Below are 11,948 nucleotides of genomic sequence, written 5' to 3'. Positions count from 1 at the left end.
ATGTAGGCATCGGAAGCACCGATCTGCGCCACGCCGGAAATGGCCTCGGCAATGCCGGTACCGCTACCCGTGCCTTGAGTGGTGATCTGCACACTGGGATTCATCTTGGTATAGACCGGCACCCACAGGTTGAAGAGCGGATAGAGCAGGGTGGATCCCGTCTCCAGCAGGGAGATGGGCGCCGCAGAAGCGGGCATGGCGGCGAAGGCGGACAGGCCCAGGGCGGAAAGCAGGGCGATGCCATTGATATTGCGGGATAAGTTTTTCTTCATGCGAAACAGCATAAAACCTCCAGGGTAGTGGGTACAACGCTTGGTGAGACAACGGTTCGGTAAACACGCGCAACTGATCAATCGGTAAGGAGTTTTCTTACTTAATTTCATGCGGATACATCTTCATGGGCGGTACCGGAAATGCTGGTCGTTTCCTTTCCCCGATGGGTCTTCGGCAAAGTCAGCCGGTAACCGAAACCATGCACGGTTTCAATCCAGTGCGCGGCTGACGCCGTTGCCAGCGCCATTCGCAGCCGGTGTACCTGGGCCGTGATGGAATTGGGCTGGAGCAGGCCCTTGCCGCCGCTGAGCAGGGTGGACATGTCCGCGCTGGAAAAGGTGTGATCGGGATGCAGCGCCAGATAGTGCAGGATGCGGAAGAGGCGGCGGGTGAGGGAGATCTCTTGCCCATTGACCCATACCCGGCGGGCGATGGGATCCACGCAAAGGGTGGCCTTATGCCCAACCACCCGGTGCTCCCAAGGCTCGGCGCGATGAAGCAGCGACTGCACCTGCGCCACCAGCAGCGTAATACCGACCGGCCGGGCCAGATAAGCATCGGCGCCGGCGTCCAGGGCGGCACGGGCCTCCTCTTCGTTGCCGCCATTCCCCAGAGCAAGCATGGGGATTGCCGCATTCTCGGCGCGCTGGCGCAACCCGGCCAGCCAGGCGATCCGTGCGCTGGAGTCGAGGGATAGGACCAGGACCTGCGGCCGCCATACCCGCAGCAGATGCTCCGCCTCCGCGCCGCAGCTTTCCATCCGCACGGCCGCTCCCAGATGCCGAAGCAACCCATCGGCCAGGACCGTATCGCTCCGCTCCGGCGATATCATCAGCACCCGAGGGCGCTCCATCGGGTTCAGGACGCCCTTGCGCCAGGGTTCCGCCGTCGCCGAGGCGAGCAGCATCGCTTCGGACCAATGCGCGGCGTGGGCGAGAACACCGCCGAGGAGGACGTATAGCATCCGTGTTGGGGCCCCGACGCGCTGGCTCAGGCCGATGCGCGCAGATCCCGGATAGGATCTGCAACGGATGCCCGGCCGATCGCCAAGATGCCGCCTTGTTGCGGCGCCGACTGCTGTAGTGGCTTCATGCACCCTCTCAAGAGATGAACCGTATTGATTGATATGGCATTATTCTGAAACATGGCGGCTGCCGGGGGTAGCCCCCGGCAACCTCAGAAACTGCTCGCAGATGCATCTTAGCAAAGCAGTGTGACGTTTTTATGAACATTTTATGACATTTTTATGACAATACGATATAACACGATCTTATTGTATTATAATGCTGCCGGGGAGTGCGGCGAAGCGGCAAGCCTCGCGGCGCTTCGCCGGAAAAGGACGCCCCCCCCAGATCAGCGCCGTATGCCGAGTTTCCTCGGCTATCATGGGCGTACCCATCTTGTTACCGCCAAATGCGTAGTTTAGAGTGCAAAAGGCCGGTGGGGACAGGAACGGCCTGGGCCAAGGATTCTGGAGGATGCCGTCATCGGAGCGCTCAATGAAGTTTTGACATGGCTGCACCTCCAACCCATTACCCTGGATCTCATCATCGCCTTCCTCAAGAGCTATGGCTATCTGATCCTGTTTATTGGCACCTTGCTGGAGGGGGAAGCCATTGTCATCATTGCCGGTGCGCTGGCCCACGCCGGCGTCCTCGACCTGCCGACGGTGATCCTGGTTTCCTGGCTGGGGAGCACCATCAACGATCAGGTCCTCTACCAGGTGGGCTACCACTACGGAGAACGGCTGGTGCTTTACCTGCCGCGCTTTCTCCGCCGCCATGTGAACCAGGCCGAAGGCCTGATCCGCCGCTTCGGCGACTGGGTCACCCTGCTATTCCGCTTTGTCTACGGTACCCGCACCATCACGCCCATCCTCCTGGGGGTGCACCGCTACCCGCCACGCCGCTATCTGTGGATGAACCCGGCGGCGGCGGGTGTCTGGGCTGCCGCCATTGCCAGCATCGGCTACCTCCTGGGCGCTTCCCTGCGGCCCCTGCTGCACCACGTCCAAGCGGCGCAAATGCTGCTTCTGGCCGTCGTCGCGCTGGCCATCCTTGTCCTGTGGTGGCGCAAAGCCCACAAGGGGCAGTAGTAACCGGCCGCCTTTTGCAGTCATTGCCAGGGGCGCCGTTTTTTGCTATAAACCGCTGGGCTTTAACGCTCAAATCCACACACTTGTCGGCACATGGGGCCGGGTGTCCGCAAGGATGGCTCGCATGGGACAAGTGGCGGTCGACAACCCAACACGGAGAATCCAAATCATGAGTCACGATGTTACCATGCGTTCCTTGCTGGAGGCTGGCGTTCATTTCGGCCACCAGTCGCGTTACTGGCACCCCAAAATGGCGCCCTACCTCTTTGGCGAACGCAACCGCATTCATATCATCAATCTCGAACATACCCTCCCCATGTTCCGGGAAGCCCTCAATTTTGTGGAGCAGCTCTCGCGCCGCCATGGCCGCGTGCTCTTTGTGGGCACCAAACGCCAGGCGCGCGAAGCGGTGGAGCAGGAAGCCCGCCGCTGTGGCGGCTATTTCGTCAATCAGCGCTGGCTGGGCGGCACCCTGACCAACTTCAAGACCATCCGCCAATCCATCCGTCGTCTCGAAGAGCTGGAACAGATGTCCACGGACGGCACCCTGGAAAAACTCACCAAAAAAGAAGCCCTCACCCTCGGCCGCGAGCGCGACAAGCTGGAACGGAGCCTGGGCGGCATCAAGGAGATGAACGGTCTGCCCGACGCCATTTTCGTCATCGACGTAGGCCATGAAAAAATTGCCGTGGCAGAGGCCAAGAAACTGGGCATCCCGGTCATCGGGGTGGTGGACAGCAACTGCGATCCCATGCTCATCGACTATGTCATTCCCGGGAATGACGACGCGACGCGGGCCATCCGGCTCTATGCTTCGCTGGTGGCCGATGCCGTCCTCGATGGTCGCCAGGGCGGCGAGAACGCGCTGCTGGGCGAGTTCGTCGAAGTTGACGAGGAAGTCATCGAGATCGATGCCGACTAAGCATTCCCGAAGGCAATAAGGAGCAGTAATGGCTACTATTAGCGCACAGCAAGTAAAAGAACTGCGGGAGCGTACCGGCGCCGGCATGATGGAGTGCAAAACGGTGCTCACCGAGTCCAATGGAGATATGGAAGCGGCCATCGACCTTCTGCGGAAGAGGGGGCTGGCCAAGGCGGACAAGAAGGCGGGGCGCATTGCCGCAGAGGGCCTGGTGGTCAGCGCCGCCAGCCCGGACCAGAAGCGGGCCGTGCTGCTGGAGATCAACTGCGAAACCGATTTCGTCGCGAAGAACGAAGACTTCGTGCGGCTGGCCCACGATTGCGCGCGGCTCGCCGCCGAACAGGGAGTTCACGACCTGGAAACCCTGTTGGCAAGCCCCGCCGCCGAAGGGAGCATGGAGGAACGGCGCAAGGTCCTGGTCAGCAAACTGGGGGAGAATATCGGCCTGCGCCGCTTGCGCCATCTGCAGGTGAGCGAGGGCGTGGTAGGCGCCTATGTGCATGGCGGACGGATCGGCGTCCTCGTCGCCCTCACGGGAGCCGCGGCCACGCCGGAGCTGGGCCGGGACGTGGCCATGCATGTGGCGGCGGCCCGTCCGGAAGTCGTCAGGCCCGCGGACGTTTCTCCCGAGCGCTTGGCCAAGGAAAAGGAAATCCTCATGGCGCAGGCCGCGAACAGCGGCAAGCCCGTAGAGATCATCGAGAAAATGATCTCCGGACGGCTCAATAAACTGCTCAACGAGATTGCGCTGCTGGGACAGCCCTTCGTCAAGGATCCCGACCGCAGCATCGGCCAGCTCATCCAGGACTTCCCCGGGGTTGATGTCGCAGAGTTCGTACGTTTTGAAGTGGGAGAAGGCATCGAGAAGGCGCCTGCCGCCGACTTCGCTACCGAGGTCATGGCCCAAGTCCGGGGGGCGTAAATGACGGCACCCGGCTATACGCGCATCCTTCTCAAGCTCAGCGGAGAAGCCCTCATGGGTGAGGGGACGTATGGTGTGGATCGCGACGTCGTTCATCGCATCGCCTGCGAGGTCAAGGAGGTCAACGACGCCGGCGTGCAGGTGTCGGTGGTCATCGGCGGCGGCAACATCTTCCGGGGCATGGCCAAGGCCGCGGAGGGCATGGACCGGGCCACGGCGGACTACATGGGCATGCTGGCCACGGTGATGAACGCCTTGGCCCTGCAGGACGCCCTGGAGCACCTGGGTCTGCCCACCCGGGTGCTGTCGGCCCTGCATATCGAGCAGGTGGCGGAGCCCTACATTCGTCGCCGCGCCATCCGCCATCTGGAGCGCGGCCGCGTGGTGATTTTCGGGGCGGGCACCGGCAATCCGTTTTTTACCACGGATACCGCCGCCAGCCTCCGCGCCATGGAAATCAACGCCCAGATCGTACTCAAGGGCACCAAGGTGGACGGCGTCTACACGGATGATCCGGTGACGCATCCGGAGGCCATGCGCTATCGGGAGCTTTCCTACCAGCAGGTTCTGGAGCAGGGGCTGCAGGTGATGGACGCCACCGCCATCACTCTGTGCCGCGATAACGACATGCCCATCATCGTATTCTCCATCAACAAGCCGGGTGCCCTCATGCGGGTGGTCCTGGGCGAAGAAGAGGGCACTTCGGTGCGCAAAGAGATCAGCTCATGAGCATTCAGGCAGTAAAAAAAGAAGCCGAAACGCGGATGAAGAAAAGCATCGAGTCCCTCAAGGGGGAGCTCACGCGGCTGCGCACCGGGCGTGCCAGTACCGGCCTGCTCGATCACGTCATGGTGGATTACTACAATACCCCAACGCCCCTGGCGCAGGTGGCGAGCGTCTCGGTTGCCGATGCGCGGGCCCTGCTGGTCACGCCTTGGGAAAAGAACATGATCCCCAAGATCGACAAGGCCATTCGTGATGCCGGTCTGGGTCTGAACCCGGTGGCCGGCTCCGATGGCGTGCGCATTCCCCTGCCGCCCTTGTCGGAAGAGCGCCGCAAGGAGATGGTGAAAGTCGTGCGTCAGGAAGGCGAGGGCGCCCGCGTGGCCATCCGCAACATTCGCCGCGACAGCATTACCCAGGTGAAGGAGTTGCAGAAGCAAAAGAGCATTTCCGAAGACGAGGAGCGGCGCGCCGAGGAAGAGGTTCAGCGCCTCACCGATCGCTATATCGATGAAGTCGATGCCGTGGTGGAGGCCAAGGAAGCGGACCTCATGGAGGTCTGAAGCCATGGGCCCCGCCGTGGAAGGATCAGCACCGCTCCCCCAGCATGTGGCCGTCATCATGGATGGCAATGGCCGCTGGGCGTACCGCCGCCATCTGCCGCGCGTCGCCGGTCACCGGCGGGGCGCCGAAGTGGTGAGGGAAATGGTGCAGTCCTGTGCCGAACTGGGGATACCCCACCTCACCCTCTTTGCCTTCAGCACCGAGAACTGGCGGCGCCCCTCCCTGGAAGTCCGCCTCCTGATGAGCCTGTTCCGGCTCCTGTTGCGCAGGGAGATTCGCAAGCTCCACGACAACGGCGTGCGGTTGCGCGTCATTGGCGAGCGCGGCAGGCTGGAGGCGGATATCCGCCGCCTCATCGACGAAGCCGAGGCCCTGACCCGGGGCAATACCGCGCTGACCTTGACCCTCGCCGTCAACTATGGCGGCCGCTGGGACATCGCCCAGGCCACGCGGCGCGTCGCCGCGGCGGTGCAGGCGGGACAAGTGCGGGTCGAGGATATTGACGAGGGGACCCTCGCGCCCTATCTGGCCCTGGCGGACATCCCCGAGCCCGACCTGCTCATCCGCACCGGCGGCGAGGAACGCATCAGCAATTTTCTCATCTGGCAGTTGGCCTATACCGAGCTCTATTTCACCGACACCTTGTGGCCCGATTTCAACCGGCCGGCATTGGAACGGGCGTTGCATTCCTTTGCCCAGCGGCAAAGGCGCTTTGGGCGAACCGGTGATCAAGTGGCGGAAGACGCTTGCTCGGCCAACGAATAATCACCGGGCTGATCCTTTTTCTGGCGGTTGCGGCGCTGATTTTTGCAGCGTCCGGCACCGTTTTCGCGATCTTTCTCCTGCTCCTGCTCATCCTCGCCGGGGCGGAATGGAGTCGCTTGGCCGGCTGGCATCAGTCTTATCCGGCCGTGCTGCTCTTCGTGTTGGTGGCCGTCGGCGCCTATTCCTTGCCCCTGCCTCCCCCTTTCTGGGCTGCGCTGGGCATCTTGTGGTGGCTCGCCTTTGCCCTGGCCCTGCCGGTCATGCCCATTGCTCCCAATCCCGCCCCCGCCTTCCGGCAGCGCGCCGGGCTCACCCTGGCGGGCATCCCCAGCCTGCTGCCGGCCCTCTGTCTGGCGCTGCTGCTGCAGGCCCGGCATCCCGCCTTTCTCCTGTGGATCATCATGATCGTTAGCGCCGGCGATGTCGGCGCCTACCTCATCGGCAAAGGCTATGGCCGGCATCGCCTGGCGCCGCGCATCAGTCCGGGAAAAACCTGGGAGGGCCTGGCGGGTGGCTTGCTTGGCAGCGCCGTTATGGGCACACTGGGCACATTTATGGTGCCCGGCGGCGGCTTGGCGAGGCTTGCCGGCGGCGCCTCCCTCGGCCTTTTGGCAGGTTTGTTCGGCGTGGCGGGGGATCTCGGGGAGAGTTTCATGAAGCGGCGCGCCGGGGTCAAGGATAGCGGCCATTTGCTCCCCGGTCATGGTGGCTTGCTGGATCGTCTGGACAGCCTGAGTGCGGGCATTCCCGCTTTCGTCGGTGGACTCTACTTTCTGGGTTGGATGAAATGACACGTGGCGTCTGTATTCTTGGGGCAACGGGCTCCATTGGCAAAAGCACCCTCGACGTCCTGGGACGGCACCCGGATGAGTTTGCGGTTGTTGCCCTCACCGGCAACCAGCGCGTGGAAGAAATGCTGGAACTCTGCCGTAGCCATCATCCCCAGCGCGTGGTGATGGCCGAGCCCGAGTCCGCGGAGCGCCTGGCCCGGCTGCTGAGGCAGGAAGGCATGGGCGAAATCCAGGTGGAGGCGGGTGCGGCGGCGTTGGCCGAAGCCGCGCGCCTGCCTCAGGTGGACGAGGTCATGGCCGCCATCGTTGGCGCCGCCGGGCTATTGCCCACGCTGGCGGCCGTCGAGGCCGGCAAGCGGGTCTACCTGGCCAACAAGGAATGCCTGGTCATGGCCGGCGGCCTGTTCATGGACGCGGTACGCCGTCACAACGTGACCCTGCTGCCCATCGATAGCGAACATAACGCCGTTTTCCAGTGTTTTGCCGATGGTCGAGGGGTACGCCGCATCCTGCTGACCGCTTCCGGCGGGCCTTTTCGGACCTGGCCCGCGGAGCAACTGGCGACGGTCACCCCCGATCAGGCCTGCGCCCACCCCAACTGGGTGATGGGCCGGAAGATTTCCGTCGATTCGGCGACCATGATGAACAAGGGACTGGAAGTGATCGAGGCGCACTGGCTTTTCGGCTTGCCGGCGGAGCAAATCGAAGTCCTGATCCATCCCCAAAGCATCATCCACTCCATGGTCGAGTATGTGGACGGATCGGTGCTGGCGCAGTTGGGCAACCCCGATATGCGCACCCCCATTGCCCATGCCCTGGCCTGGCCCGAGCGCATGACCAGCGGCGTTGCCTCCCTGGATCTGGCGCGCAGCGCCGCGCTTCAATTCGAGCACCCCGATGCCCAGCGTTTTCCCTGCCTGGGTCTGGCTTTCGCGGCCCTGCGGGCCGGAGGCGGGGCGCCGACGGTGCTCAATGCCGCCAACGAGATTGCCGTGCAGGCCTTCCTCGATGGATCGCTGCGCTTTGCGGACATTGCGCCGCTGGTGGACGATGTGCTTGCGGAGTTGAGCCCCGCAGCACCCGATAGCATCGACGCGGTGCTGAGCACGGATCACGAGGCGCGGGAGCTTGCCCGGGCGTGGCTGGCCTCCGGCAAGGCGGCGCCGCAAGTGCGCGCCTCCTGACTCTCCATGCAGATCCTGGGCACCGTGCTGGCCTTTGTGGTGGCCATCGGCATCCTCGTCCTGGTCCACGAATCCGGGCACTTCGGGATGGCCAAGTGGATGGGAGTGAAGGTGCTCCGCTTCAGCATCGGTTTTGGACCCGCCCTCATCACCCGCCGTTTTGGCAAGGATCAGACGGAATACGTCATTGCCGCCCTACCGCTGGGAGGCTATGTCAAGATGCTGGGGGAAGAGGGGGGCGAAGCCATGGCGGCGGAAGATCGCCCGCGTGCCTTCGACGCCCTTCCTCCCGGCAAGCGTTTTCTCATCGCTCTGGCCGGACCCGCAGCCAACCTCCTTTTTGCAGTGGTGGCTTATGCCGGCGTAGCGTGGCTGGGCATACCCGGCCTCGCGCCCATCATCGGCGACGTGCGTCCGGATTCCCTGGCTGCGCAGGCGGGACTGGTACCGGGCGAGCGGGTGGCGGCGGTGGCCGGCCAGCGTGTTCATAGTTGGGAAGACCTGCGTCTCGATCTCATTGGCGCGGCCATGGGACGCTCCGCTACCCGCATCGACATCATCAGCGCGGCCGGCGTCCGGCAAAGTCATTGGCTGCCTTTCGGGAAGCTCCCCGCCGACGCCATCGGCCCGGCGTTCCTCAGCCATGGGGTCGGCATCGAACCCTATCTGCCGGTTAGGGTGGGGGCAGTTCAGCCCGGCAGTCCGGCCCAACGAGCGGGTTTGCAGGTGGGCGACCGGATTCTGGCCGCCAACGGGCAGCGGATCGGCACCTGGGAAGCTTTTCTGCGCCTGGTGGAAGCCCACCCCGGTCAGGTCTTGCTGCTCCAGGTGGCAACGGTTTCCGGGCAGACACGAGCGCTGACCGTCATCCCGGAGGGCGTGCGCAATGCCCAAGGCAAGACCGTTGGCCGTATCGGTATCGCGTTGGCGCCGGTGCCCAAGGATCTGATCGTCATCGAGCACCGGGGCTTTTTCAGCGGCCTGCTCTACGGGACGGAGCGGACGTGGCGGATGTCGGTGATGACCGTGGAGATGATGCTGCGCATGGTGCAGGGCTTCATTTCCCCCGACAATATCAGTGGTCCCATCACCATTGCCGAATTTGCCGGCCAATCCGCCCAGGCGGGCCTGGCCCCCTTTCTCGCTTTCCTGGGGCTGGTCAGCATCAGCCTCGGGATTTTGAATCTGCTGCCCATTCCCATCCTGGACGGCGGGCATCTGTTTTTCTATACCCTGGAGATGATCCGCGGCGTTCCCTTGTCCACGTCGGTGATGCAAAAATCCCAGCAGATCGGTATAGTCTTGCTCATGATGCTCATGTCCCTCGCTTTCTACAATGATATTATGAGACTGTTGACACCGTGAAAAAAATCAGCCTCATCTCGGCACCTTCCATCCTCGTTGCCAGCGCCGTTGTGGCGCTGGGCACATGGGCCACTCCGGCATGGGCCTTTGCGCCCTTTACGGTCAAAAACATTGAAATCCGCGGCCTGGAGCACATCGCCCCAGGCACGGTGTACAATTACCTACCGATTCACATCGGTGAAGAGATTGATGACCAGAAGGCGCAGGAGGCCATCAAGGGCCTCTACGCCACGGGCTTTTTCAAGGATGTGTCCATTGCCCGCTCGGGCGATACCCTGCTGGTCATCGTCCAGGAGCGGCCCATCATCTCCAGCATCAAGCTGGAAGGGGTCAAGGCCTTCTCCAAGGACGAGGTCAACAGCACCCTCAAGGGCCTGGGCCTGGTGGACCGGCGCATCTTCAACCGGGCGGTGCTGGATCAGGTGGTGCAAGGCCTGCAGGAACAGTACAATGGCATGGGGTATTATGCGGCCAAGATCCATACCCATGTCGAAACCTTGCCGCGCAACCGCGTGGCGATTCGCATCGACGTCAAGGAAGGCGAGCAGGCCACCATCAAGCAGCTCAACATTGTGGGCAACAAGGCTTTTTCCGAGAGCAAATTGCGCGGCCTGTTCAGCCTCGGGGCACCCACGGCCTTGTCCTTTTACACCAAAAACGACCGCTATTCCCGGGAAAAACTCATGGATGGCCTGGAGAAGCTGCGCAGCTTCTATATGGACCGCGGCTACCTGGATTTCGATGTCGAGTCTTCTCAGGTCCAGGTTACCCCGGACCGGCGCTATGTGTTCATTACAGTCAACATCCACGAAGGGCCCGTTTACCACATCCAGTCGGTGCAACTCACCGGAAATCTGATTGTGCCCAAGGCGGAACTGGAGAAGCTGGTCGAGGTCAAGGCCGGCGATCTCTTCTCGCGCAGCAAGATCACGGATACCAACAGCGCCATCGCCGACAAGCTGGGGGATCTGGGTTATGCCTTTGCCAATGTCACGCCGGTGCCCAAGGTGGATGAAAAGACCCGGGAAGTGGCCATGGACTTCCAGGTGGATCCGGGCCGCCAGGTCTACATTCGCCGCATTGAAATCACCGGCAACGACAAGAGCCGCGATTACGTGGTTCGCCGCCAGTTTCGGCAACTGGAGGGCGCCCTCTATGACGGCGCCCTGGTACGGCGGTCCAAGGAACGTCTGCAGCAGACGGGCTTTTACGACAAGATAGACACCAAGACCGTCCCCGTACCGGGCCATCCCGACCAGCTCGATCTGGACGTGAGCGTCCATGAGCGGCCAACGGGGAGCTTCAGCATCGGCGTCGGTTACTCCAATGCCCAGGGCATTCTCTTCAACGGCTCCATCAGCCAGAACAACTTCATGGGGACGGGAAACGCCCTGTCCTTCTCGGCTAATGTCGGCGGCCTCGGCACTTCGTATAACCTGTCCTTTACGGATCCCTATTTCACGCCCGACGGCATCAGTCTGGGCTTCAACCTCTATCGGAACGATACCAATCTGGCTAATCTGGCGGTGGCGCCGTATCGCGAGATCGAATACGGCGGCACGGCGACCCTGGGCATTCCCGTTCTGGAATATGTCTATGATTACATGAGCCTGGGGTACAGCAGCACCACCATTGATCTGACCTCGTTAAGTCCGCTTATTTATACCAATTACGTAAATACCTTCGGTCCGACCAACAACGCCATCACCATTGGCAACGACTTGGTGTATGACAGCCGCAATTCGCCCATTTTCCCCACCAAGGGTGTCTACGGGAGCCTGTCCCTCAAGGCATCGGTACCGCCGGCCAGTTTGCGCTGGTACAAGGCCGAGCTCCGGGGCGATTACTATCACCCCTTCACTTCCTGGCTGAGCGGCAAGATCGGTGCGCGCTACGGTTTCATCAACGGCTACGGCGGCAAAAATGTACCGTTCTTCAACAACTTCTATCTCGGTGGACCGACGACCTTGCCCGGCTATCAGACCTACGCACTGGGGCCCCAGGTTGCCGGCTACCCGGTGGGCGGCACGCGGGAGGCGCTCGTCGACGCCAATCTCTATTTTCCGCTGCCGGGCCTGGCGGACAACAAGAACTTCCGCATGTCGCTCTTCGTGGCCAGCGGTTGGGTCTATGGTGTTGATCCCAATGGCAATAATGGCGCAGGCAGCTACTCCAACAGCTATTTTCCGTCTTTGGGGCAGATGCGGACCACGGCAGGCATCGGGTTCCTGTGGATCAGCCCCTTGGGTCCCTTGCGTCTGTCCATCGCCGCGCCGCTGAACAAACAGCCGGGTGACCTGACCCAGCCCTTGCAGTTCACCGTCGGCAACAATTTCTGAGGAAA

At 62.3% G+C, this 11,948-nt stretch carries 11 protein-coding genes and 1 pseudogene; 10 read left to right on the top strand and 2 right to left on the bottom strand.

Annotation, left to right across the window (positions count from 1 at the left end; genetic code table 11):
* Together ACP5MM_RS07180 and ACP5MM_RS07175 are read right to left on the bottom strand one after the other, a co-directional pair.
* Positions 1-284 (bottom strand): annotated as a pseudogene (locus tag ACP5MM_RS07180) (phosphate ABC transporter substrate-binding protein PstS); the annotation flags it as partial.
* A 95-nt stretch (positions 285-379) separates the two neighbouring features.
* Positions 380-1,237 carry a response regulator transcription factor gene (locus ACP5MM_RS07175; protein ID WP_427933266.1) on the bottom strand — a complete coding sequence of 286 codons (858 nt, stop codon included), beginning with the start codon at positions 1,235-1,237 and terminating at the stop codon, positions 380-382.
* 543 nt (positions 1,238-1,780) lie between these two features.
* Here ACP5MM_RS07175 and ACP5MM_RS07170 point away from each other — a divergent pair.
* The 10 genes from ACP5MM_RS07170 (at position 1,781) to bamA (ending at position 11,943) form a co-directional block, all read left to right on the top strand.
* Complete coding sequence (locus ACP5MM_RS07170; RefSeq protein WP_427934326.1) at positions 1,781-2,368, top strand: DedA family protein; 588 nt, start codon at positions 1,781-1,783, stop codon at positions 2,366-2,368.
* Between the two features lie 169 nt (positions 2,369-2,537).
* Positions 2,538-3,290, top strand: coding sequence for a 30S ribosomal protein S2 (gene rpsB / locus ACP5MM_RS07165; RefSeq protein WP_427933263.1), 753 nt, complete (start codon positions 2,538-2,540; stop codon positions 3,288-3,290).
* Positions 3,291-3,318: 28 nt separating this feature from the next.
* Entirely contained in the window at positions 3,319-4,212 is an 894-nt protein-coding gene (gene tsf / locus ACP5MM_RS07160; protein WP_427933261.1) for a translation elongation factor Ts, read from the top strand.
* Positions 4,213-4,941, top strand: coding sequence for a UMP kinase (gene pyrH, locus ACP5MM_RS07155; protein ID WP_427933259.1), 729 nt, complete (start codon positions 4,213-4,215; stop codon positions 4,939-4,941).
* Positions 4,938-5,498 carry a ribosome recycling factor gene (gene frr / locus ACP5MM_RS07150; protein ID WP_427933258.1) on the top strand — a complete coding sequence of 187 codons (561 nt, stop codon included), beginning with the start codon at positions 4,938-4,940 and terminating at the stop codon, positions 5,496-5,498. Before pyrH ends, frr begins: the two co-directional genes overlap by 4 nt.
* A 4-nt stretch (positions 5,499-5,502) precedes the next feature.
* A complete protein-coding gene (locus ACP5MM_RS07145) occupies positions 5,503-6,264 on the top strand; it encodes an isoprenyl transferase (RefSeq protein ID WP_427933257.1) in 762 nt (253 codons plus the stop codon).
* Positions 6,246-7,055 carry a phosphatidate cytidylyltransferase gene (locus tag ACP5MM_RS07140; protein ID WP_427934325.1) on the top strand — a complete coding sequence of 270 codons (810 nt, stop codon included), beginning with the start codon at positions 6,246-6,248 and terminating at the stop codon, positions 7,053-7,055. Before ACP5MM_RS07145 ends, ACP5MM_RS07140 begins: the two co-directional genes overlap by 19 nt.
* On the top strand, positions 7,052-8,239 hold the full coding sequence (ispC, locus tag ACP5MM_RS07135) for a 1-deoxy-D-xylulose-5-phosphate reductoisomerase (RefSeq protein ID WP_427933254.1): 1,188 nt from the start codon (positions 7,052-7,054) through the stop codon (positions 8,237-8,239). The genes ACP5MM_RS07140 and ispC overlap by 4 nt, the downstream gene beginning before the upstream one ends.
* A 6-nt stretch (positions 8,240-8,245) precedes the next feature.
* Positions 8,246-9,604: an RIP metalloprotease RseP gene (rseP, locus tag ACP5MM_RS07130; RefSeq protein ID WP_427934324.1), complete on the top strand. Its 1,359-nt coding sequence runs from the start codon at positions 8,246-8,248 to the stop codon at positions 9,602-9,604.
* Positions 9,601-11,943 (top strand): outer membrane protein assembly factor BamA, encoded by a 2,343-nt coding sequence (gene bamA, locus ACP5MM_RS07125; protein ID WP_427932737.1) that lies wholly within the window; start codon positions 9,601-9,603, stop codon positions 11,941-11,943. The genes rseP and bamA overlap by 4 nt, the downstream gene beginning before the upstream one ends.
* Positions 11,944-11,948 lie beyond the last annotated feature (5 nt).

Source organism: Acidithiobacillus sp. (assembly GCF_049965315.1).
Taxonomy (GTDB): Bacteria; Pseudomonadota; Gammaproteobacteria; order Acidithiobacillales; family Acidithiobacillaceae; genus Acidithiobacillus_B.
Note: the sequence above shows the minus strand (reverse complement) of the source record. Positions and strands in the feature narration are given on the sequence as shown.

Bases quoted from the DNA above. Each gene is read 5' to 3' on its own strand.
- ACP5MM_RS07175 (WP_427933266.1), bottom strand. From the start codon at position 1,237: ATGCTATACGTCCTCCTCGGCGGTGTTCTCGCCCACGCCGCGCATTGG.
- rpsB (WP_427933263.1), top strand. From the start codon at position 2,538: ATGAGTCACGATGTTACCATGCGTTCCTTGCTGGAGGCTGGCGTTCAT.
- tsf (WP_427933261.1), top strand. From the start codon at position 3,319: ATGGCTACTATTAGCGCACAGCAAGTAAAAGAACTGCGGGAGCGTACC.
- pyrH (WP_427933259.1), top strand. From the start codon at position 4,213: ATGACGGCACCCGGCTATACGCGCATCCTTCTCAAGCTCAGCGGAGAA.
- frr (WP_427933258.1), top strand. From the start codon at position 4,938: ATGAGCATTCAGGCAGTAAAAAAAGAAGCCGAAACGCGGATGAAGAAA.
- ACP5MM_RS07145 (WP_427933257.1), top strand. From the start codon at position 5,503: ATGGGCCCCGCCGTGGAAGGATCAGCACCGCTCCCCCAGCATGTGGCC.
- ispC (WP_427933254.1), top strand. From the start codon at position 7,052: ATGACACGTGGCGTCTGTATTCTTGGGGCAACGGGCTCCATTGGCAAA.
- rseP (WP_427934324.1), top strand. From the start codon at position 8,246: ATGCAGATCCTGGGCACCGTGCTGGCCTTTGTGGTGGCCATCGGCATC.